Source organism: Winogradskyella alexanderae (genome assembly GCF_020166335.1).
GTDB classification, from domain to species: domain Bacteria; phylum Bacteroidota; class Bacteroidia; order Flavobacteriales; family Flavobacteriaceae; genus Winogradskyella; species Winogradskyella alexanderae.
The window spans coordinates 306,242-327,811 of record NZ_JAIUJR010000001.1 but is presented as its reverse complement, the minus strand read 5'-3'; the positions used below and the strand labels follow the sequence as shown (position 1 = coordinate 327,811).

Annotated in this window: 21 protein-coding genes; 13 read left to right on the top strand and 8 right to left on the bottom strand. The window is 35.6% G+C overall.

The window, feature by feature from the left end; translation table 11 throughout:
* Positions 1-49: 49 nt before the first annotated feature.
* The 10 genes from LBU54_RS01425 to LBU54_RS01380 are packed head-to-tail and all read left to right on the top strand — an operon-like array spanning position 50 to position 9,072.
* Entirely contained in the window at positions 50-565 is a 516-nt protein-coding gene (locus tag LBU54_RS01425) for a YceI family protein (RefSeq protein WP_224524541.1), read from the top strand.
* The gene (locus tag LBU54_RS01420) at positions 562-1,692 is read left to right on the top strand and encodes an NAD(P)/FAD-dependent oxidoreductase (protein WP_224524540.1); all 1,131 of its coding nucleotides are present in this window, start codon (positions 562-564) and stop codon (positions 1,690-1,692) included. Before LBU54_RS01425 ends, LBU54_RS01420 begins: the two co-directional genes overlap by 4 nt.
* Positions 1,692-2,402 (top strand): methyltransferase domain-containing protein, encoded by a 711-nt coding sequence (locus LBU54_RS01415; RefSeq protein WP_224524537.1) that lies wholly within the window; start codon positions 1,692-1,694, stop codon positions 2,400-2,402. Before LBU54_RS01420 ends, LBU54_RS01415 begins: the two co-directional genes overlap by 1 nt.
* A complete protein-coding gene (locus tag LBU54_RS01410; protein ID WP_224524534.1) occupies positions 2,403-3,455 on the top strand; it encodes a type III polyketide synthase in 1,053 nt (350 codons plus the stop codon).
* 1 nt (position 3,456) lies between these two features.
* Positions 3,457-4,251 carry an enoyl-ACP reductase FabI gene (locus tag LBU54_RS01405; protein WP_224524531.1) on the top strand — a complete coding sequence of 265 codons (795 nt, stop codon included), beginning with the start codon at positions 3,457-3,459 and terminating at the stop codon, positions 4,249-4,251.
* A gap of 1 nt (position 4,252) precedes the next feature.
* Positions 4,253-4,690 (top strand): 3-hydroxyacyl-ACP dehydratase FabZ family protein, encoded by a 438-nt coding sequence (locus LBU54_RS01400; RefSeq protein ID WP_224524526.1) that lies wholly within the window; start codon positions 4,253-4,255, stop codon positions 4,688-4,690.
* Positions 4,687-5,961, top strand: a complete 1,275-nt coding sequence (locus LBU54_RS01395; protein ID WP_224524523.1) for a beta-ketoacyl-[acyl-carrier-protein] synthase family protein — start codon at positions 4,687-4,689, stop codon at positions 5,959-5,961. Before LBU54_RS01400 ends, LBU54_RS01395 begins: the two co-directional genes overlap by 4 nt.
* A 22-nt stretch (positions 5,962-5,983) precedes the next feature.
* Positions 5,984-6,235: an acyl carrier protein gene (locus LBU54_RS01390; protein WP_224524520.1), complete on the top strand. Its 252-nt coding sequence runs from the start codon at positions 5,984-5,986 to the stop codon at positions 6,233-6,235.
* Positions 6,235-6,795 carry a 4'-phosphopantetheinyl transferase family protein gene (locus LBU54_RS01385; protein ID WP_224524517.1) on the top strand — a complete coding sequence of 187 codons (561 nt, stop codon included), beginning with the start codon at positions 6,235-6,237 and terminating at the stop codon, positions 6,793-6,795. The genes LBU54_RS01390 and LBU54_RS01385 overlap by 1 nt, the downstream gene beginning before the upstream one ends.
* A gap of 3 nt (positions 6,796-6,798) precedes the next feature.
* Entirely contained in the window at positions 6,799-9,072 is a 2,274-nt protein-coding gene (locus LBU54_RS01380) for an efflux RND transporter permease subunit (RefSeq protein WP_224524514.1), read from the top strand.
* A gap of 1 nt (position 9,073) precedes the next feature.
* Here LBU54_RS01380 and LBU54_RS01375 read toward each other — a convergent pair whose 3' ends face one another.
* The 8 genes from LBU54_RS01375 to LBU54_RS01340 all read right to left on the bottom strand — a co-directional run bounded on the left by LBU54_RS01375 (position 9,074) and on the right by LBU54_RS01340 (position 19,643).
* Positions 9,074-9,985 carry an ABC transporter ATP-binding protein gene (locus tag LBU54_RS01375; RefSeq protein ID WP_224524511.1) on the bottom strand — a complete coding sequence of 304 codons (912 nt, stop codon included), beginning with the start codon at positions 9,983-9,985 and terminating at the stop codon, positions 9,074-9,076.
* A 69-nt stretch (positions 9,986-10,054) separates the two neighbouring features.
* Positions 10,055-12,415 carry an FG-GAP-like repeat-containing protein gene (locus tag LBU54_RS01370; RefSeq protein ID WP_224524508.1) on the bottom strand — a complete coding sequence of 787 codons (2,361 nt, stop codon included), beginning with the start codon at positions 12,413-12,415 and terminating at the stop codon, positions 10,055-10,057.
* A gap of 13 nt (positions 12,416-12,428) precedes the next feature.
* The gene (locus LBU54_RS01365; protein WP_224524505.1) at positions 12,429-13,781 is read right to left on the bottom strand and encodes an Ig-like domain-containing protein; all 1,353 of its coding nucleotides are present in this window, start codon (positions 13,779-13,781) and stop codon (positions 12,429-12,431) included.
* 159 nt (positions 13,782-13,940) lie between these two features.
* On the bottom strand, positions 13,941-16,106 hold the full coding sequence (locus LBU54_RS01360) for a prolyl oligopeptidase family serine peptidase (protein ID WP_224524502.1): 2,166 nt from the start codon (positions 16,104-16,106) through the stop codon (positions 13,941-13,943).
* A gap of 128 nt (positions 16,107-16,234) precedes the next feature.
* Positions 16,235-17,224 carry an aspartate-semialdehyde dehydrogenase gene (locus LBU54_RS01355; protein WP_224524499.1) on the bottom strand — a complete coding sequence of 330 codons (990 nt, stop codon included), beginning with the start codon at positions 17,222-17,224 and terminating at the stop codon, positions 16,235-16,237.
* Positions 17,225-17,412: 188 nt separating this feature from the next.
* Entirely contained in the window at positions 17,413-17,814 is a 402-nt protein-coding gene (gene mscL, locus LBU54_RS01350; protein WP_224524464.1) for a large conductance mechanosensitive channel protein MscL, read from the bottom strand.
* A gap of 82 nt (positions 17,815-17,896) precedes the next feature.
* Entirely contained in the window at positions 17,897-19,003 is a 1,107-nt protein-coding gene (gene alr / locus LBU54_RS01345; protein ID WP_224525882.1) for an alanine racemase, read from the bottom strand.
* Entirely contained in the window at positions 18,996-19,643 is a 648-nt protein-coding gene (locus LBU54_RS01340) for a thymidine kinase (RefSeq protein ID WP_224524461.1), read from the bottom strand. Before LBU54_RS01340 ends, alr begins: the two co-directional genes overlap by 8 nt.
* 166 nt (positions 19,644-19,809) lie before the next feature.
* Here LBU54_RS01340 and LBU54_RS01335 point away from each other — a divergent pair, with 166 nt between their 5' ends.
* From LBU54_RS01335 to rsmI, 3 genes are read left to right on the top strand one after another with little or no spacing between them, the layout of a single operon-like run.
* The gene (locus LBU54_RS01335) at positions 19,810-20,538 is read left to right on the top strand and encodes a hypothetical protein (RefSeq protein ID WP_224524458.1); all 729 of its coding nucleotides are present in this window, start codon (positions 19,810-19,812) and stop codon (positions 20,536-20,538) included.
* 3 nt (positions 20,539-20,541) lie between these two features.
* Positions 20,542-20,898: a DoxX family protein gene (locus LBU54_RS01330; RefSeq protein WP_224524456.1), complete on the top strand. Its 357-nt coding sequence runs from the start codon at positions 20,542-20,544 to the stop codon at positions 20,896-20,898.
* Positions 20,898-21,569 carry a 16S rRNA (cytidine(1402)-2'-O)-methyltransferase gene (gene rsmI, locus LBU54_RS01325; RefSeq protein ID WP_224524453.1) on the top strand — a complete coding sequence of 224 codons (672 nt, stop codon included), beginning with the start codon at positions 20,898-20,900 and terminating at the stop codon, positions 21,567-21,569. The genes LBU54_RS01330 and rsmI overlap by 1 nt, the downstream gene beginning before the upstream one ends.
* Position 21,570: the final 1 nt, after the last annotated feature.

Below are 21,570 nucleotides of genomic sequence, written 5' to 3'. Positions count from 1 at the left end.
CTTTATTGGCTTTAAAAACTATCGTAACTTCACAAGTAAAACACCTATTGTGGTTAGATTGGTTCACGTTTTGATTATCCTTGTTTCTTTTTTAGGGAACGCTCAGACAACTAGTTCTATTGATTTTGTCATTAGAAATCTAGGTATTAATGTAGATGGGCATTTTAATATTTTTGAAATCAACACAGAATTCAATACTGATGGTAATTTAGTATCAATTTATGGTAAGATTGATGTTGAATCCATTGAAACCGGAATTGACAGTAGAGACGAACACCTGCTCAAAGAGGATTATTTTCATCAAGCTAAGTTTGAGCACATCATACTTCAAAGCACAAAAATAAAGAAGGAAACGAATAGTGATTACTCGATTTCAGCCAATTTAACGATAAAGGGTAGAGCGAAGGCAATCACAATTCCCGTTTTGGTTGAGATACAGAATAACAAAAAGATAATCTCGTCTAGCTTCGAGATTAATAGACGTGATTTTGATGTTGGAGGAAGCAGTTTTGTAATGGGCAAAACGGTAAAAATACAAGTTAAGCATTATCTAGATCTACCATGAATACAGAATCTGTTGATGTGGTTGTAGTTGGCGGAGGTCTGGCAGGTTTATGCTGCGCTATTCATTTGTCAAAGGATCAATTCAGAGTGATTTTAATTGAGAAAAACAACTATCCTAAGCATAAGGTCTGCGGTGAGTACGTTTCAAATGAGGTATTACCTTACTTGGAGTATCTTGGTTTTAACCCTTTTTCTCATGGCGCAAAATCCATTACGGAGTTTGAGCTCACGACCCAAAACAATAAGAGTATTTCAGCCAAATTACCTTTAGGGGGTTTTGGAATAAGCCGTTTCAAAATGGACCATGAGCTCTTTTTGCTTGCCCAAAATACTGGTGTAAAAGTCATTCATGATACGGTTATTGACGTACAGTTTCACGAAGATATTTTTACAATCAAAATGAAATCAAACGGTTCAATTTCTTCGAAACTTGTCGTTGGTGCCTTTGGAAAACGTTCTAACCTCGATGTTCAATTTAAGCGAGATTTTATCAAAAAGAAGTCGCCATATCTTGGTGTAAAAGTACATGCAAAGGGAGAATTTCCCGAAGATAAAGTGGCATTGCACAATTTTAAAGGCGGTTATTGTGGTGTCTCAAAGGTTGAAAATAACCATATAAATCTTTGTTATATAACAAGCTTTGATGCTTTTAAAAAATATAAGGATATTGATCAGTTCCAAAAATCAGTCGTCTATGAGAACAAAGCCCTCAAGCAACTATTCAAATCCACCGATCAAATTTTTGAGAATCCATTTACCATAAGCCAGATTTCTTTTGAAACCAAAAAGCCCGTAGAAAACCATATGTTAATGTGTGGAGACTCTGCTGGAATGATTCATCCTTTATGTGGTAATGGTATGGGAATGGCTATGCGTAGTGCAAAGATAGCTTCAGATTTAATGATTGATTATTTAAATAATAAAATTCCAACACGTCAAATTCTTGAGAACACCTATACAAAATCGTGGAAAAAGACTTTTGGGCTAAGGCTTAAAGTTGGGCACATCATCGCGTATTTATTTAGGCAAGATTGGTTAGCGCCAAAATTACTCGTACTTTTAAGATGGTTACCATTTCTAGTGCCTCATATCATAAGAATGACACATGGTAAACCTATAAAAATATAATGAGTTTATTTATTGATACTACATATAGAAGCGATGCTACCGAAATTATGGATGATTTTTCCATGAAGGGAGAACTGTTACGCGATACACTCGATAAACTTGGTAAAATCAATAAATGGCTAGGCGGAAATCATGTTACTCTGAATGGTGTAAGACAGCTCCTGAACAACAAGGGCAGAAGGAGAACCTTTACTATAATTGATCTTGGATGTGGCCACGGTGATATGCTGAGGTTATTGGCAGATTATGGAAGAAGACACGGCTATAAGTTCAAACTTGTTGGTATTGATGCCAATGAAGATGCCGTTGCATATGCACGGGAATTATCTAGTGAATATGACGAATTAAGTTTTCAACACCTTGATATTTTTTCTGAAGAATTTGAAGTTTTAAATTTTGATATAGCACTATCGACTCTTTTTTTACATCATTTTAAATCTGAAGAAATTGAACATCTATTAAAGCTATTTACTTCAAGAGCCAGTATCGGTATTGTGGTAAATGACCTACATCGAAGTAAGTTAGCTTATGGATTGTTCAATTTATTGGGACTGGTTATTTCTAATGATATGATAGTACAAGATGGTTTAACATCAATTTTGAAAGCATTTAAGCGCAAAGACTTGGAAAGCTATTCAGATCAATTACAACTCAATTCACAAATCCGCTGGAAATGGGCTTTCCGTTACCAATGGTTAATTAGAACTTAAATGGCTGTAAGAATTACAACGGTTGCAAAACAACTACCAAAATATACTAGAGAGACCAAAGATATTTTACCCTATGTTGAACTTTGGTTAGAAGGGCAAGAAGAACGTTTTAAGCGCAAAGTTTTAAAAATTTTTGAAAATGCCGCTGTTGATAAGCGTTATTCCATAATGGATGCTGAAGAGGTTTTTCTGAAAACATCTTTTGAGGAGAAAAACGATCTATATGCGCGTGAATGTGTAAAGTTGGCTGAACAAAGTCTTGTTAAGGCCCTAGATAAAGCAAATTTACAACCTACAGATATTGATTATATTATTACCGTGTCCTGTACGGGAATTATGATACCTTCATTAGATGCCTTTCTTATCAATAGGTTGAAGATGAAACAAGATATTGTCCGTTTGCCAGTCACCGAAATGGGTTGTGCCGCAGGGGTTTCGGGAATTTTATATGCAAAAAACTTTTTAAAAGCCAATCCAAGTAAACGTGCGGTAGTCATCGCGGTAGAGTCACCAACAGCAACCTTTCAATTAGACGATTACTCAATGGTTAATATTGTTAGCGCAGCGATTTTTGGTGATGGTTGCGCCAGTGTAATTTTATCATCTCACGACGACGATAAAGGTCCTGAAATTTTAAATGAAGCTATGTACCATTTTTATGGTGCAGAACATATGATGGGTTTTAAATTACGCAACTCTGGACTTCAAATGGTATTGGATCAATCCGTACCACAAACTATTTCAGACCATTTCCCAAAAATTATTCATCCGTTTTTAGAACAGAATAATTTAACTATCGGAGATATTGATCATTTAGTTTTTCATCCAGGAGGTAAAAAAATTGTTCAAACAGTTGAGGATTTGTTTGGTGATTTAGGCAAAAGTATTGACGACACCAAAGAGGTTTTGCGACTTTATGGCAACATGAGTAGTGCCACAGTACTCTATGTGCTAGAACGATTTATGGATAGAAATTTACCAGAAGGTGATAAAGGTTTAATGCTAAGTTTTGGACCAGGATTTTCGGCGCAACGCATATTATTAGAATGGTGATATGAGAGAGTTTAAAGACAGAAATGAATGGGCACTTATTTTAGGAGGCAGTAGTGGTCTCGGATTGGCGACTGCTAAAAAATTGGCACAACACGGCCTCAATATTTGTATTGTGCATCGTAATCCTAGACTACAACAAGAGGCTATTACTAGAGAATTTGAATTCATTAAACAAAACGGCATTCAATTCAAATCATTTAATTGTGACGCTTTTAAACCTGAAAAACGAGCTGAGGTTATTAATGAATTCAAATTATTGCTTAGGGATACGGATAAAATCAAAACCTTAGTTCATAGTGTTGCTAAGGGGAATTTAAAACCGATGGTGTCTGATCAAAATATCGAGCTTAAAAATGATGATTTTGCACTCACCATTCAAGCTATGGGTATAAGTTTATATGATTGGTTTAAATCTCTTTTTGATGCTAATTTATTTTCAAAGGATGCACGGATAATTAGCTTCACAAGTGAAGGTAATTCAAAAGCTTGGCAAAACTATGCAGCTGTCTCGGCAGCAAAAGTTACGCTTGAAGCCATAACTAGAAACATCGCACTTGAGTTTGCCTTACATGGTATAAAAGCTAATTGTATTCAAGCAGGGGTAACAGATACAGCTTCTTTAAGATTAATTCCCGGAAGTGATGAAATTATAAACCGTAGTGAAAAGCGTAATCCTAATAAGCGTTTAACCACACCCGAGGATGTAGCGAACGTAGTATATTTATTAATCAAGGATGAGGCTTCTTGGATAACAGGATCAATCATTCCTGTTGATGGAGGTGAACATTTAAGCTAATATGACAACAGAAGAACTCTTACATCTTTTGCCATACGAAGATCCGTTTCTTTTTGTCGACGGCATCGATAATATTTCTGAGTCTAGAGTTACTGGACATTATACCTTTAAACAAGATGCTTTTTTTTATGAAGGTCATTTTAAAGATAATCCAATTACTCCTGGCGTTATTTTAACGGAGTGTATGGCACAGATTGGACTCGTATGTTTAGGAATTTATTTGTTAGCAGACGAATTGAATAAAACCAAACAACCGCAAATAGCCTTAACAGCAAGTCAAATGGATTTTTATTTACCAGTTTTACCAGGAGAGAAAGTGACAGTAGTTTCTGAGAAGGAGGTGTTTCGGTTCAACAAATTAAAATGTAACGTAAAAATGCTGAACAAAAAGGAAGAGTTAGTGGCTAAAGGATTAATTTCTGGAATGCTTAAAGTATGACAAAGCGAGTTGTCATAACAGGCCTAGGTGTAGTTGCACCAAATGGAGTAGGAATTGAAGCATTTACAAAAGCGCTTAAAAACGGCACTTCTGGAATTTCATTTCATCAAGAACTCAAGGACCTAAATTTTTCATGTCAAATTGGAGGTATTCCTATAATCTCGGACGAATTAAAATCAAAATATTTCACCGATTTACAACTACGTGGCTTTAACAGTTCTGGAATTTTGTACGGCTGTATTGCGGGTATCGACGCATGGAGAGATGCTGGGTTTGATGTAAATGAAGACTCAGAACTCGACTATGACACCGGCCTCATATTTGGAACAGGAACCTCAGGTGTGGAAAAATTTCGTGAAGCTATTTACAAATTAGATGAAGGTAATGTAAGACGCTTGGGAAGTACAGTTGTATTACAAACTATGGCAAGTGGTGTCAGTGCTTACCTCAGTGGTATGCTAGGATTGGGTAACCAGGTTACTACAAATTCATCTGCATGCACCACAGGAACAGAGGCTTTAATATTAGGCCATGATAGAATACAAAATGGGAAAGCCAAACGTATGATTGTTGGTAGCTGTAGTGATCATGGTCCGTATGTTTGGGGCGGATTTGACGCCATGCGCGTTATGACCTACAAACATAATACGGAGCCAGAGAAAGGCTCGCGCCCAATGAGCGCAACGGCATCAGGTTTTGTGCCTGGAAGTGGTGCTGGTGCCTTAGTTCTTGAATCGTTAGAAAGTGCTCTGGAGCGTGGCGCTAAGATATATGCAGAGGTTTTAGGCGGCGAAGTCAATTCGGGCGGACAACGTAATGGAGGTACATTGACGGCACCTAATCCAGAGGCTGTAAAACGATGTATTTCAAAGGCATTAGAAAATGCTAAGGTTAAAAATTCAGAAGTAGATGTTATAAATGGACATCTTACAGCAACAACAAAAGATGCTCTAGAAATCCAAAATTGGTCAGAAGCCCTAAATCGAAAAGGAGAAGATTTTCCATTTATAAATTCAACAAAATCTTTGGTTGGCCATTGCTTAGCCGCTGCTGGTGCCATAGAGTGCGTTGCTAGTATTATTCAAATTAAAGAACAGTTTGTTGCTCCCAATATCAACTGTGAAGATTTTCATCCTGAAATTCAAAAATTAGTACATAGTGGTAAGATTCCACTTGAATCACAAGTACAAAATTTTAATGTGCTTGCAAAGGCAAGTTTTGGGTTTGGCGATGTTAATGCATGTGTTTTATTTAAACGATTTATGGCGTAACTTTGTTTAATAACATATTGCTATGAACAAAGACGAATTAATTGCCAAATTAAAACCAATTATTGCTCCTTATGTACAAGATGAGGAAGCCTTTAAAAATTTAACGGAAGACACAGATTTTGTGAATGATCTGAAGATAAATTCCGCAAATTTGGTTGATATCATTTTAGACATCGAGGACGAGTTTAATATTCGTCTTGAAAATGAAGATATGGAGCAAATGCTCAATGTAAGGTCTGCCATGGCCATAGTGACGTCTAAACTTAATAGTTAATGGTGGGTAATGATATTGTTGATATTGAATTGGCCAAAAGGCAATCTGACTGGCAAAGACCAAGATATCTCGATAAGATATTTAACTTACAGGAACAGCAATTAATATACGCCTCAAATGAACCTACAATAATGGTTTGGAAATTATGGAGCATGAAAGAGGCGGCATATAAACTGTATACTCAAGTATGTCCAAGCCGCTTTTACAATCCTAAAGCCTTTACCTGTAATCTTAAAAATGGGGAAACCGTTAGATATAAATCTTTTCTGTGTGAAACAAATACAAAAACGACCATTCACTATATTCTTTCTGAGGCACGATTAAAGAACAAACTAACGACTTCTAAGGTTATAAACTTGGAAAACATATCTCATATGAATCAGGGAAAAACGTTTGAAAAGGAAGCTTTAAAGTTATTTGCCACTGAACGAAAATACCTTGAGAAAAACCTCAAATATGCTAAAACACCATTTGGTGTGCCACTCATTTACTACAAATCAAAAAAGTATAATATTAGCATTTCTCATCATGGAAAGTTTGGAGCTATTGCTATAGCATAAGTTATGAAAAGACTTGAAAAGTTAGTTTCAACCATCATTAAATTCAGAATAGTAAGCATTGCTATTCTTTTTATTTTGATATGTTTTTCGGCTTATCAGACATTTCAAAAGTTAAGTGTCGATAATTCACTTTCTATTTGGTTTCTAGAGGATGACCCAAGCTACATGGCCTACATCGATTTTCAGAACAACTTCGGCTCTGACGAAATATTTGTAGTAATGCTTCCAGCAACACCTAATCCAGATGGAACTCCAGGGGCACTTAATGAAAGTGAAATCAACAAATTGGAGGCTTTGCATAAAAAGGTTGAAGCGTTACCTTATGTAAATACGTCATTTAGCCTTGCCAAAGCAAAATATCCTATTTATGCTAATAATGGCATTAGATTAGATGATTTATATAGTTCTAAACGAAGCGAAAGAGGACTGAAAAACCTGTTTTCTAAATTAGAAAACATTTCTAATCAGCTTATCACAGGAGATTATCAAAATCTATTTTTTTACATCCAAATGAAACCTACGCCTACAATAGAGGAAAATAGGCAAGAAGTTGTAAAGGAAATAAATAAGGTTATAAAAAGTTCATATCCTCAATATTACTTAACTGGTCCACCGGTTTTAAATGAGGCCTACAGTAAAGGGATTTATAAAGAAAGCTTAATCTTCGGAATTCTAACAATTCTAGTCATTACAGTCTTGTTGTTGTTTATGTTGCCAAGTAAGCGCTATCTTTTAGTTGCCTTGTTATCAGTGGCTATACCAATTAGCCTCTTGTTTGGATTAATTACTTCTATGGGTTTTGCACTCAATATGATTTCTATGCTAATCCCAACAATACTTATGGTTTATAGTGTAAGTGATGCAGTCCATATTATAAATATTTACCACAAAGAAGGCCTTTTCAACAATAACCTATCAAAAGTACAGCTAATTGCACTTGCCTTAAGAAAAAGTATTACACCTTGCTTTTATACTACACTTACTACACTAGTTGGTTACTTTGCGCTGTACTTATCACCTTTACCAGCCTTTAAAAACATGGGTGTTTTTACCTGTATTGGATTGTTGTTAAGCTTCATTCTGGTTTATCTGATTACCATTATTGGTTTCAGTTTTATAAACTTGGATTTTAAAAATGCAAAACCAATTTTAAGCTTTAAAGCGCTTTCACAATCAGGCTTTATAAATTGGCTAAATAGTTTGACAACCCAATACAAGACGCCAATTATCTCCTTATTTACGGCATTATTACTTTTTGGTTTGTATTCAATATTTCAGGTAAAAATAGACACGAACTCGCGTGATTTGCTTGCGGAAGGAAAGGCAAAAGAGGATCTAAGAGCTGTTGAGGTTGAATTAGGCGGAAGCAATAGACTTCAAATAAATATTTCTACAACAAATGGAGAATCGATATTAAACAGGGGAGCTTTAAAGCAACTTGAAGATTTTCAGGATAAACTAGAAGCTAATCCATTAATTTCAAATCCAGTTTCAGTAGTGACCATTAAAACGTTCCTTGAAAAACGAACGCCAGTTTTGTTTCAGTCAAACATTTCTGAAGCCAAATTAAAACAGACATTGTCTTCTGTGGACGCCAAGGAAAATAGGTTTTTTAAGTTGTTTTCAGAAGATCTATCAACTGCAGGATTTACGCTAACACTTATGGAAATGCGAACATCGGAGTTAGAACAAGTGTTAGAGGATATCGAGAGCGCTTTTGAAGCGTCATTCAATAAAGATGATTATAAATTAAAAATTAATGGTTTTGCGGTGGTATTTGCACAACTAAACAACTTTATATTAGAGACACAATTTAAGTCATTTTTCGCTGCTTTTTTTGTAGCGTTTTTATGTCTCTTGGTCTTTATCAAAAGCTTTAGAACGACAATTTTAGTATTAATTCCTAACATATTACCATTAGCAATTCTTGCGGTTTTTATGAGTCTTTTAGACATACCCTTAGATGTTACAACGGCTATGATAACACCAATTATGCTTGGTATAGCTATGGATGATACTATACATTTGGTACATAAATACAGAAAAAGCAAAACGATAACTGGTCCAGTAGAGAGTCGAATGAATAATGCCATGCACTACACGGGTGGAGCTTTACTATCTACTACAATTGCATTAGTTGGTGGATTTCTAATTATTGCCTCAAGCGTGACACCTTCTGTACAGGATTTTGGTTTACTTTGTGCAGTTACTGTTGCCAATGCGTTGATCACCGATATATTTTATTTACCAGCTTTACTAAAGAAATTTGACAAATAGATCACTTCATAACCTTGAAATAAAACTCTGATTTTGGTTGGATTTCAAATTCGTGTTCCAAAAAAATATACTCAGAGTTATAAATAGCTTGAACGAGCCATGTATTGCCATTAAAATATGATTGCTTCACCACGGCCTTATGCTCAGATCGTTGTACTATTTTTAATTGATGTGCATAATAAATTTGACCTTCTATTACGGAAAATTCTCCAAAAAAAGACGCTACTAAGGGTAGCTTAGGATCGTTATAAATACGTTCTGGCGAATCTTTTATAACAACCTCTTTTTTATGTAATACAATCATTTCATCTGCAAATCCAAGGACGTCGTTTTTGTCATGGGTTGCCACCACACAACTAATTTGATTGATTTTTAAATATTCATAAATACTGCGGCGTAATGATTGTTTTTTAAAATTATCAATATGGCTGAAAGGCTCGTCAAGTAGAAGAATTTCAGGTTCTTTTGCTAAGGCTCTTGCCAATGCCACTCGTTGTTTTTGGCCACCACTTAGATTTTTCACCTTTTTTTTTGCAAAAGATTCTAACTCTACAACTTTTAATAGCTCATTGGTGCGTTTTTCTTTTTCTTCTGGATAGAATCGGGAGAGGAATTTCCCAATATTATCTTCAACTGATGTATATGGCATTAAGTCAAACTCCTGCGCAACAAATTTCATAAAATCATAGCCTACAACAAGATTAAACGCCGGACCCAAAATTTGTTTGTTATCCCACCATACTTCGCCTTTTTTGATATCAAATTCACCGTAAATGAGTTTTAGAAGTGTGCTTTTCCCAGAACCACTTTCGCCTATAACCGCAAGGGTTTTGCCTCTATTAACCTCAAAACTGAGGCCTTTAAGGACCTGATTAGTTGAATAAGCAAATGAAAGATTTTTTACTTGAAGCATGTGCAAAAATACCACAAAAAAACCGCTCGTTATTCAAGCGGTTTTTATAATTAAAGTCAGAACTATTCTTTAATTCTTAATAAACTTTAGCTTGATACTTCTTCCATTAGATTCAATTCTAAGAAAATATACACCTTCTTGAAGATTGGAAACATCAAGTTGGTTGTCATTTATTCTTTGATTAAAAACACGTTTGCCAGTTACATCAAAAATAGTTGCAATTCTCTCTGTTAAGACTTCGAAAGTTTTAATTCTTAATATATTCTTTACGGGATTGGGATAAATATAGAATTCTGATAATGATTGATCCTCAATACTTAAAGAAAAAGACCCTTCAACAATATTATGAGTAGTATTTATTTCGGGATTTGGAACTACATCTATAACACCAGAAGGCCAATAAATTCTTATTTCGTTGATCGTAGTATCAGAGCCAAGTCCAAAATGTGTCGTAAGGGTGCTCATAAACTCAAATCCTTCGCCACTTTTTACATCTCTAATTTGTGTGCCAGATGGAGTAATAATTTCAACACGCGCACCAATACCGTTAATATTACTATAGTTGGGTGTTTGGTGCCCCATTCCATTGGTATTTATTTTCACCCAGTTGTTACTATTTCCAAGGTTATAATAAATGAGCTGATTGTAATAAGCATCAATAAATCCGTCGTTATTTAGGTCTCCAAAGCTTCCATTCTTATAGTTGATTTGATTGGGATCGGCATCTTCAAAAGTAAGGTCGCCTTTGCCAAAGAGTAACGTGCCGTTAGCTATAATATCTAGGTTGCCATCGTTGTCTATATCGAATGCAGAACTTTCCCAGCCCGTCGGGGCGCTTGAAACACCAGCGCCTAACGTTACATCTGTAAAGGTATAGTCGTTGCTGGGATCACCATCGTCCGAAAATCCATTATTACGCATTAACTTATGACTTCCAGAACTTGCACCTACAAATACGTCCATATCACCATCATTGTCAAAATCTCCCCATGCCGAAGACCAAGTTTGCATAGGGTCTGCTAAACCAATATCTGCCGCATTTTCTGTATAAGTACCATCGCCATTATTGGTATACATAACGTTTGTTCTGCGCTCTTCAGAGCCACCACATTTAGCGATGAACAGATCCATATTTCTGTCGTTATTATAATCTATCCAAATTGAACCATAATCTCCACCAGAGGCGAAGTTCCCTAATTCAAATGGTGCTCCAGGCGTAACGTCCGACTGATAGTATACCAGGTTTCCTGTGCCATCATTTATAAAATAAACATTTGGCTGTACATCATGACATACAAATGCATCTAGAAATCCATCGTTGTTAATATCTACAAAATTAGAACGTTGCGAAAAAACGTATTCTGTGGTAGATTGTTGGGTAAAACTATTTCCATCATTACTTGCTCTCATAAAAGTTACGCCACTTCCGGCTCCATATAGCAAATCGGTTTTACCATTTGCGTCGTAATCTGCCGCCGCAATACTCCAGCTTGGTGTATAGTCTGCCGTAGGTGTGGTGATATTTAAATTTGTAAAAGTACCATCAGGATTTTGCTGTTTTATATTAATATTATTAGCCTGTACACCAACGATATCGTCTAGATTATCTCCATTCATATCCACTATAGCAGTTGCAAAACCGCCACTATTTAAAGTAACAGACTGTTGTGTAAAATTGATTCTAGCAGGTATTATTGTTGAAAAACCGACTGGCCCAACAAAATTTGAAAATTCGCCGTTACCACAGTTTGCTTGAATGTAAAAATCGTAGCTTGTTCCTTGAGTTAATCCTACAAGACTGTAAGACGTTGAGGTAACATTAGAAGCTGTATTTCCTGTACCTATAGAAAAACCACTTAATCCCCATTCTATATTCCAAGACGTTGAAGCCCCAACTTCTGTCCATACTAGGTCCGCTGAAACGTCTGTTATATTTACTGCCATTAAATTTGTGGGATTAGGACAGGAAGGTGATTCATAAAGCGTAACAACAATATTGGACCAATCTGCATTAGAGCCACTGTAACTCTGGTTAAAAATTAAATCGATATAACCATCTGAAGCAGGATCATAAAGGCCAGGCAAATCACCTTCAAAAGTCAATGTTGTATTACTGGTTGAACTTTGACCACCAGAAGTTGGAGGGTCAATATTTACGGAACCTGAATTTGTTATAAATGTTAAATCGGCCTCAATAGACCAAGGTATTCCTGATCCTTCAGACCATTCTACCGACACTCTAAATGAGTTGTAAGTTCCCGAAGCAGGTATCGTAACACCAGCTGAATTCGCAATGTCATTAAGGTTGTAAGTAACAGGTGCGCCCTGCGCAACATTTATAGGTCCTTCTATAGGACTAAAGACATACTGAGCATTACCAAAAAAACAGGATAGAACAGTAGTTAAGATAAATAGCGTAATTTTTTTCATGCTAAATATTGATTTAATTGCAGTTATCAAGAGAATTTATCCATTGCTCTATAAGAGCGATACCCTCTCTGTGGTTTATAGTACGACCAAGCAATGGCATTCTAAATGACTCATCGGTTGTACTCAGTCTATAAAATAAGATTGAAAGTTCGGTATTATTGGGTTTTACAATATCTGAATTTGGAATGAATTGTGTTTCAGGTTCTACACAAACGCCTATATTTTCTGGATTATCGGTTAAATTAAAGGCAAAACGCATAGGTCTATAATTGCAATGACCACTATCAGAATGGCAATGCGCACAATTAATATCTAGGTATGATCTAACCCTTAATTCTAAAGGTTGTGAATAATCATCCCAAGCTACGCTTGTTTCAATAGTTCCTGAGATATTTGAGTTTAAATAGCCAACATCTATTAGTTTTCTCAATTGATTTTCAACCCCTGTTGAATAGCTGTAATCTTTATTAATGTTTTGAGGCTTTAATCCGATTGGAGTCGGGTTATCCAGTTGATTATGGCATGTAAAACATTCTGCCCTAGAAGGAATTCTATAGGTTGTGCTTTTAATTGATTCACCTTCTAGCCAAGTTAAATCTATTAGATTTCCTTGGTTGCTAAAATAAGCCTCTGTTTGTTCATCATTCCATAAATAATTGGCAAAATCCCATCCCTCAATTGTTTTAAACATTAATCTTGTTTCGAGTATTTTGGTGGTATTATTGGGCTGAATTGTGTTGTAGTAGAAGTTTTTGATTAAATAGGTACCTGTAGGAAATTCTAATGGCGAAGCGTCATCTATGTAATTTGCTTTAACTGCATTTGGCATCCAAATAAACCGCTTTTTCTTTGCATAATCTGTAAATAATGGCGAATTAAGATCGTATGGTATTACACCAAATGTGGGGTTTAAATTGCTTAAATCACCTTCAAAAAAATTATATTCAGACAAGGTTTGGTGAGGCGTATCTTCAAAAACATTCACAACAGATAGCGACGTAATTGTTATACTAACAGTTGCGGTCTTACAGCTATTAAAGTTGTCACAAACTGTATACTGAAAGGAATCTTCACCGATAATATTAGGTGTTGCAACAAAAAATAAACTATCATCGCTAATGTCATTAGGCGTATCGTTATTATTTATGCCTAGGGATCCTTTGTTTGGATTTGAGAATGATAATTGCCCTTCAGTAGGAATATTAATATCATTCTGAAATATAAAAATCTCAACTTGTGAATTTTGTTCAAGTACAACTGCGTCTGAATTTGTTTCAATTTGTAAAACGATAATAGGTTCATCTTTACCACAAGACTGAAGCAGCAAAAGTAGGCCAATCAGTATAGAACCGTATTTTATTTTCATAAAGGATAATAGTACAATAGTTTAACAAGAACACTTCGGATTCTCCTACCTATTGCAAAAAAATTAGCCCTTAAAGCTAATCTTTTTTTATTAATCTATTCACTCAGAATGAATTTGACCAAAACCAACCTTTTATTAATTAAAAAATTAATTAGGAGATTATCCTCTTATTTTTTTATTGGTTTTACTTGGCAGAACATCAAAACCCATATTATACAAGGTAAATCCAAATATATCTGTTGCCTGTTCAATTTGTTTTGAAACCGGTGTTCCCGCACCGTGACCAGCGTCAGTTTCAATTCTGATTAATGTTGGCGCATTACCAGATTGTTTGCTCTGTAGTTCAGCAGCAAATTTGAAGCTATGGGCAGGAACCACTCTATCGTCGTGATCACTTGTAGTTATAAGTGTTGCTGGATATTCGACACCTTCTTTAACATTATGCACTGGAGAATAGCCTTTAAGATATTCAAACATTTCTTTGCTATCTTCAGAAGTACCATAATCATAAGCCCAGCCCGCTCCAGCTGTGAAGGTATGGTAACGAAGCATATCTAGTACACCGACCGCAGGTAAGGCCACTTGCATTAATTCAGGACGTTGCGTCATTGTTGCACCAACCAATAAGCCACCATTGGAGCCACCTCTTATAGCTAAGTATTCTGACGAGGTATATTTGTTGTCAATAAGGTATTCTGAAGCAGCAATAAAATCGTCAAAAACGTTTTGTTTTTTCATTTGAGTTCCGGCATCATGCCACGCCTTTCCATATTCTCCACCGCCGCGTAAGTTTGGAACGGCATATATACCACCTTGCTCCATCCAAACAGCATTTGTAATACTAAAACTAGGAGTAAGACTAATATTAAAACCACCATAACCATAAAGAATAGTAGGGTTTTTACCATTTAATTCTAAGCCCTTTTTGTGGGTAATAATCATAGGCACTTTAGTTCCGTCTTTTGAATTGTAAAACACCTGTTTACTCTCATAATCGTCGGAGTTAAAATCTATGTTTGGTTTTCTATAGAGCTCAGAAGTTCCTTCTACGATATTATATTTATAAATGCTTCCAGGAGTAGTGTAGTTTGTGAATGAATAATAAAGTTCCTTTTCTTCTTTTTTGGCACCAAATCCACCCGCAGAGCCAACTCCTGGTAATTCTACTTCCCTCACTAATTTGCCATCATAGTCATATTGATACACTTTTGAAACCGCATCTATCATATATTCTGCAAAGAAATAACCACCACCAGTGGATGGACTTAGTACATTTTCTGTTTCAGGTATAAAATCTACCCAGTTTTCAGGTTTAGGATTAGAGGCGTCAACCGTAACTACACGACGATTTGGCGCATCAAGATTTGTCATTATATATAATTTTGACCCTACATTTTCAATTATGTTAGAGTCCGAGTCGGTATGATCTAATATTTTGACCAACGGTGCATTAGGAATGGTAAGATCTTTTATATACAATTTATTGCCTGAAGTAGATACTCTTGGCGTTATAATTAAAAATCTGTCATCTTCAGTGACACCAGCATAAATATAGCGATGCTTTTCTTCGGGAATTCCTCCAAAGATTAACTTATCTTCTGACTGATTGGTGCCAAGTTTATGGTAGTAGACCTTGTGTTGATCTGTTTTGGCAGACAGCTCACTTCCTTTAGGTTTGTCATAACTTGAATAGTAAAACCCTTCGTTTTTGTACCAAGACATACCACTAAATTTAATATCCACCAAAGTGTCTTCAATAATTTCTTTGGACTCAACATCCATGATTAAGATTTTTCTCCAATCACTACCTCCTTCTGAAATGGAATACGCTAGTGTTTTCCCATTCCTTGAAAAACTTAAACCACCAAGCGAAATGGTTCCGTCTTCCTTAAATGTATTTGGGTCAAGAAAAACCTCAGCGGTACTTGGATCTTCACCACTTTTATATCTGAAGATTACATATTGATTCTGAAGCCCATCATTTTTATAGAAATAAGTGTAATCACCCTCTACGAATGGTGCACCAATCTTTTCGTAGTTCCATATTTTGGTAAGTCGTTCTTTGAGCTCTTCTCGATAAGGAATGTTATCCAAAAAACTATATGTCGATTCATTTTGTGCTTTTACCCACTCTTCAGTTTCTTCGCTCCTGTCATCTTCTAACCAGCGATATGGATCGGATACTTCCTCTCCAAAATAAGTATCTACAGTATCTACTGTTTTAGTTTCTGGATAGTTAACGTTGACAGTTTTCAAAGATTTAGAATCGTTTTTACACGATACAAAAATAAAGACTAAGGCTAACAATAAGATTGTTTTTTTCATTTTGGAGTGATTTATTAAGAAATTAAATTACTATCACACAAGATAACTATTTAATAGTTCTTAATCAACAGAATGAAAGGTCAAAAAGAAGACTTTAAAATCAAACTAGTTGGGGATTATTCGCCGAACTAAACAAGACTATTGTATACCAAATATTCTGCAATTTGTATGGTATTGGTGGCGGCACCTTTTCTAAGATTATCGCTTACCACCCAAAGATTGAGACTATTTGGTTGTGACATGTCTCGCCTTATTCTACCAACAAAAACATCATCTTTGCCGTTGGCATATATTGGCATTGGATAAACATTTACATCAAGATTATCCTGAACGGTTACTCCGGCTGTATTACTCAGTATTCTTCTTATATCAGACAGGTCAAAATCATGTTCAAACTCTACGTTAACAGCTTCACTGTGACCACCAGCAGTTGGGATTCTCACCGCCGTAGCCGTAACAGCGATACTGTTATCGTTTAGGATTTTTTGAGTTTCACGCACCAATTTCATTTCTTCTTTGGTATAACCATTTTCTTCAAAAATATCACAATGTGGGATAGCATTTTTGTGGATAGGATAGTGATAAGCCATATCCCCTTTTTTACCAGCAATCTCGTTTTCTAATTGTTCTACAGCTTTTACACCGGTACCAGATACAGACTGATATGTAGACACAACAATGCGCTTGATTTTGTATTTAGCATGCAAAGGTGCTAGCGCCATTACCATTTGTATAGTTGAACAATTAGGATTTGCAATGATTTTATCTTCTTTGGTTAGCTGGTCAGCATTTATTTCTGGAACAACTAATTTTTTGCTTTGATCCATACGCCATGCCGAAGAATTATCTATAACTGTAGTTCCAATTTCAGCAAACTTTGGGGCCCATTCTAATGAGGTGTTTCCACCAGCAGAAAACAACGCAATATCGGGACGTTTTTCGATGGCGGTCGGTATACTAATAACTTCATAGGTCTTACCTTTGAAATCAACTTTTTTGCCAACTGAACGTTCAGAAGCAACAAGAAATATATCATCAATAGGAAAATTGCGCTCTTCCAAAACTTTAAGCATAACATTACCAACAAGACCGGTCGCACCAACCACAGCTACTTTCATTTTTTCTAATTAAAAATTATCTCACAAAATTAAGCAAAACTAAAACCTTCTATTAAATAATGTGAGGGCTTTTAACAACAAAAAATCTAGGTGTTAATTAATTAACTTTGTTTAAAAAAAGAACCCAAGCCGTATGGCTTGGGTTTAATTATAAACTAATATAGTGTAGCGGTGTCGCTATACTTTTATTACTTCTTTAAAGCATCTCTAATCTCAGTTAATAGATCAACTTCAGATGGTCCTGCTGGTGCTTCCGGAGCTGGCTCCTCTTTCTTCTTCATTTTGTTAACACCTTTTACCACAAGGAACATTACAAATGCAACAATAATAAAGTCAATTACATTAGTTAGAAATGTACCATATTCTAACCATACCTCTCCTGCCATTTCACCTGCATCATTCAAAACACCGTCTTTTAATTTGTATCTTAATGCTTTAAAGTCTGAATCAAAGATAAGACCAATTAATGGAGAAACAATTCCTCCGGTGAATGCCGTCACAACTTCTTTGAAAGCTGCACCCATAACAAAACCAACTGCAATGTCGACAAGATTGCCTTTCATTGCAAATTCCTTAAATTCTTTTAGCATAATAATAGTGTATTAATAGTTAGTAAAATATGTTAGTAAGACACCAATTTAGTTAAAAAGTCACAATTTTAAAAACACATAGTTATTTTGTAAAGGTTCTTCTAACACGACTAGAAATAGCAGTCAGAATTTCATAGGAAATAGTCCCTGCAGATTCCGCTAAATTTGAGGCAGAATTCTCTTGACCAAATACAATTACTTCGTCACCTTCTTTGCATTCAATATTGGTAATATTAACCATTAACATGTCCATACAAACATTTCCTGCAATGGGTGCACTTTTACCATTAATAGAAACAAATCCTTTGCCTTGGCCGTATATTCTGCTTATTCCATCTGCGTGGCCTATAGGTATGGTTGCTATTCTCTCAGATTTAGAAGCCCTGTAGGACCTGTTGTAACCAACAGATTCTCCTTTTTCGATATTATGTATCTGAGAAATTACCGACTTCAGACTTGCGATTGGTATTAGATTTTTGTCTTCCTTGAATGAGTTTCCGAAACCATAAAGACCAATGCCGCATCGCACCATATCAAAATGCGCATTAGGATAATTTAAAAGGCCTGAGGTATTACAGAGGTGTAGCCATGGTTTATATCCTATTAGATCTGCAAAACGCTCTGCAATCGAAATAAATTTTTTAATCTGGTTTTCGGTAAATTCTTTTTCGTCTAGATCTTCACTAGCAACTAAATGTGAAAAAACAGATTTGGCCTTTACGCACTTAGTGCTTTTTAGTTTATTAATGATAAAAGGTATGTCATTTTCAGAAAACCCCAAACGGTTTAATCCAGTGTTAAACTTAATGTGAACGGGATAATCTTTTTGTCCTTGTTTTGTGGCCGTCTCGATAAATTCATTTAAAACCTTAGCGTTATACAAGCTTGGTTCTAAACAATGCTCTATCAACGCCTTAAAATTTATGGGCTGAGGATGCAATACCAATATTGGCGTGGTAACGCCATTTTCACGCAATACAATCCCTTCATTGACATACGCCACTGCAAAATAGTCAACACCAAGTTTTTCCAGATGTTTTGCAACCACAACCGCGTCACTTCCATAGGCAAATGCCTTTACTACTCCTAAGAATTTTGTGCTTGGTTTTAATTTTGATTTAAGATATTCGAAGTTGTGGCTTAGCGAATTTAAATTAAGCTCTAAAACAGTTTCTTGTGCTTTAGCCATCTGATTTTTGATCTTTGGCGTTAATTTCTTGTGCATCATTAACCTTTATCTGTCGCACTTTATCTCGTAGCATACTTTTATAAAAAGCTGCTCTACTAAGCGGTTCGTATTCGTCTACTTCACCGAGAAGAACAAGATCATCACTTTTGGCTTTTCTATAACTGTATTGCGCAAGGTTTCCTGTTTTAGTGCATATGGCGTGTACTTTGGTAACATACTCTGCGGTAGCCATTAGGTATGGCATAGGACCAAATGGATTGCCTTTAAAATCCATATCTAAACCAGCAACAATAACACGGACACCTTTATTTGCCAAATCATTACACACTCGTACAATTTCATCATCGAAAAATTGAGCTTCATCAATACCAACGACATCGCAACCGTCTGCTAATATAGGAATGTTTGCCGCAGCAGGTACAGGAGTAGACCTTATCTCATTAGAGTCATGAGAGATTACCATCTCATCATCGTACCTAACGTCTATGGCTGGTTTAAAAATTTCAACTTTTTGTCTGGCAAATTTAGCGCGTTTTAGTCTTCGAATTAGTTCTTCGGTTTTACCAGAGAACATCGATCCACAAATCACCTCAATCCATCCAAATTGTTCTTTATGATTTACCGTATTTTCAAGAAACATTTCGTAATTTTAACACTAAATCGTATTAATAATCCGTTTTTATAAAGGTCAATCAAAAATATAAAAAATCAAAAGTAAAAGTGAAACATCTATAATTTAATTCAGACAAATTAAATGCAATTGCAAAAGATGTTTTTGACTTTGAAAATTTAAGAGGAATTACAAGATGAAAAAGAAATTAGAATCAGAATTAATAAGTATTGCACACCGAATTCTGAAACTGAAAGGTAGAGAGGATGTAGACAAAATGCACGAGGAAGTAACTAAACTTTACGAAAAATTAACCGTGCTTAAGTTTGCGCATGAGAATTTTGAAGATAGAATGCCAACAATTGGCAATGATTCTTCATTTTTTGAAATGTTAGATACGGCTTTTAATAATAAAGTTAGTGATAACATTGAAGTAGAAAATAAGATTTATATTAATCTAGATGAAGTTGAGGACGATGGCATAATGGAACCTGTGATGAACAAAATAAAAGATATGGTCGCTCACATGCCAGAGGAGACAAACGAGATTGATGTTATTTTGGAGAAGGCAAAAGAAAGTAAGACTGCCACAACAATTGAGTTCGAGGATATCACTTCAGATTACGCAGAAATCCCAGAATTTGAGCCTATTGAAGAGGCTCAAAAACGAAAATCTTTAAATGACGCACTAAAAGGAAGACGCCTTCAAATTGATTTAAATGATAAGTTAGCTTTTATCAAGCACCTTTTTGATGGGAAAAGCGAGGATTACGACAGGGTGATTTCTCAAATAAATACAACAAAATCTTTTGAAGAGGCGCAGAAACTCATATCAGAATTTATAAAGCCAGATTATAACAATTGGGACAATAAAGCCGAATATGAAGAACGCTTTATGGAGCTGGTTGAAGATAAATTCGATTAATACATGCGCTTTAAGCAAATTGTTTATTGGCTAAGCACTATTGTTTTGTGCGGTATAATGCTGTACTCGGCGATAGTGTATTTTACTAAGACCGAATTAGTTAAAAGTTTTTTTGAAAATTTTGGATTTCCTGTTTACCTCGTTATTCCACTCGCAATTGCTAAAACACTAGGTGTTATTATCGTATTATGGAGGCCATCTAACTGGTTAATAGAATGGGCTTATGCTGGTTTCTTTTTTAATCTGGTTTTAGCGACTTGGGCTCATTATTATGCTGGAGATGGTATAGCAGGTTTTTCTTTAGTTGCGCTAATAGCTTTATTCCCATCGTACTTTTTAGGTAAATATTTAAGAGACTAATGACTAAACTGTATCTCGTACCAACCCCAATTGGGAATTTAAAGGACATTACCTTTAGAGCAATTGAGATTTTGAAAGAGGCTGATTTAATTTTGGCTGAGGACACAAGGACTTCTGGCAAACTTTTAAAGTATTTTGAAATTAATACACCAATGCAAAGTCATCACATGCACAATGAGCATAAAACTTTGGGCGGTATTGTTGAAAAATTGAAATCAGGCACAACAATTGCTTTAATTAGCGATGCTGGCACACCTGCCATCTCTGATCCTGGATTTTTATTGGTTAGGGCTTGTATTGAGGCTAATATTGATGTAGAGTGCTTACCTGGAGCCACGGCTTTTGTTCCAGCTTTGGTAAATAGCGGATTACCAAATGATAAATTTGTTTTTGAAGGCTTTTTACCTGTAAAAAAAGGTCGCCAGACTCGTTTAAAATTGTTGGCCGAGGAGATTCGTACGATGATATTTTATGAGAGCCCGCATAAACTTGTGAAAACTCTAGGGCATTTTTGTGAATACTTTGGCGAAGACCGACTCGTATCTGTCTCACGTGAGTTGACCAAGCTCTACGAAGAAACAATAAGAGGTACAGCAAAAGAAGTGTTGGAGTATTACAGCAATAAACCACCTAAAGGTGAAATTGTGATTGTTGTAGAAGGCAAGAAATAGG

Bases quoted from the DNA above. Each gene is read 5' to 3' on its own strand.
- LBU54_RS01415 (WP_224524537.1), top strand. From the start codon at position 1,692: ATGAGTTTATTTATTGATACTACATATAGAAGCGATGCTACCGAAATT.
- LBU54_RS01380 (WP_224524514.1), top strand. From the start codon at position 6,799: ATGAAAAGACTTGAAAAGTTAGTTTCAACCATCATTAAATTCAGAATA.
- LBU54_RS01375 (WP_224524511.1), bottom strand. From the start codon at position 9,985: ATGCTTCAAGTAAAAAATCTTTCATTTGCTTATTCAACTAATCAGGTC.
- LBU54_RS01410 (WP_224524534.1), top strand. From the start codon at position 2,403: ATGGCTGTAAGAATTACAACGGTTGCAAAACAACTACCAAAATATACT.
- alr (WP_224525882.1), bottom strand. From the start codon at position 19,003: ATGGCTAAAGCACAAGAAACTGTTTTAGAGCTTAATTTAAATTCGCTA.
- LBU54_RS01420 (WP_224524540.1), top strand. From the start codon at position 562: ATGAATACAGAATCTGTTGATGTGGTTGTAGTTGGCGGAGGTCTGGCA.
- LBU54_RS01340 (WP_224524461.1), bottom strand. From the start codon at position 19,643: ATGTTTCTTGAAAATACGGTAAATCATAAAGAACAATTTGGATGGATT.
- LBU54_RS01390 (WP_224524520.1), top strand. From the start codon at position 5,984: ATGAACAAAGACGAATTAATTGCCAAATTAAAACCAATTATTGCTCCT.
- LBU54_RS01335 (WP_224524458.1), top strand. From the start codon at position 19,810: ATGAAAAAGAAATTAGAATCAGAATTAATAAGTATTGCACACCGAATT.
- LBU54_RS01385 (WP_224524517.1), top strand. From the start codon at position 6,235: ATGGTGGGTAATGATATTGTTGATATTGAATTGGCCAAAAGGCAATCT.
- LBU54_RS01355 (WP_224524499.1), bottom strand. From the start codon at position 17,224: ATGAAAGTAGCTGTGGTTGGTGCGACCGGTCTTGTTGGTAATGTTATG.
- LBU54_RS01400 (WP_224524526.1), top strand. From the start codon at position 4,253: ATGACAACAGAAGAACTCTTACATCTTTTGCCATACGAAGATCCGTTT.
- LBU54_RS01370 (WP_224524508.1), bottom strand. From the start codon at position 12,415: ATGAAAAAAATTACGCTATTTATCTTAACTACTGTTCTATCCTGTTTT.
- LBU54_RS01405 (WP_224524531.1), top strand. From the start codon at position 3,457: ATGAGAGAGTTTAAAGACAGAAATGAATGGGCACTTATTTTAGGAGGC.
- LBU54_RS01330 (WP_224524456.1), top strand. From the start codon at position 20,542: ATGCGCTTTAAGCAAATTGTTTATTGGCTAAGCACTATTGTTTTGTGC.
- rsmI (WP_224524453.1), top strand. From the start codon at position 20,898: ATGACTAAACTGTATCTCGTACCAACCCCAATTGGGAATTTAAAGGAC.
- LBU54_RS01365 (WP_224524505.1), bottom strand. From the start codon at position 13,781: ATGAAAATAAAATACGGTTCTATACTGATTGGCCTACTTTTGCTGCTT.
- LBU54_RS01360 (WP_224524502.1), bottom strand. From the start codon at position 16,106: ATGAAAAAAACAATCTTATTGTTAGCCTTAGTCTTTATTTTTGTATCG.
- mscL (WP_224524464.1), bottom strand. From the start codon at position 17,814: ATGCTAAAAGAATTTAAGGAATTTGCAATGAAAGGCAATCTTGTCGAC.
- LBU54_RS01395 (WP_224524523.1), top strand. From the start codon at position 4,687: ATGACAAAGCGAGTTGTCATAACAGGCCTAGGTGTAGTTGCACCAAAT.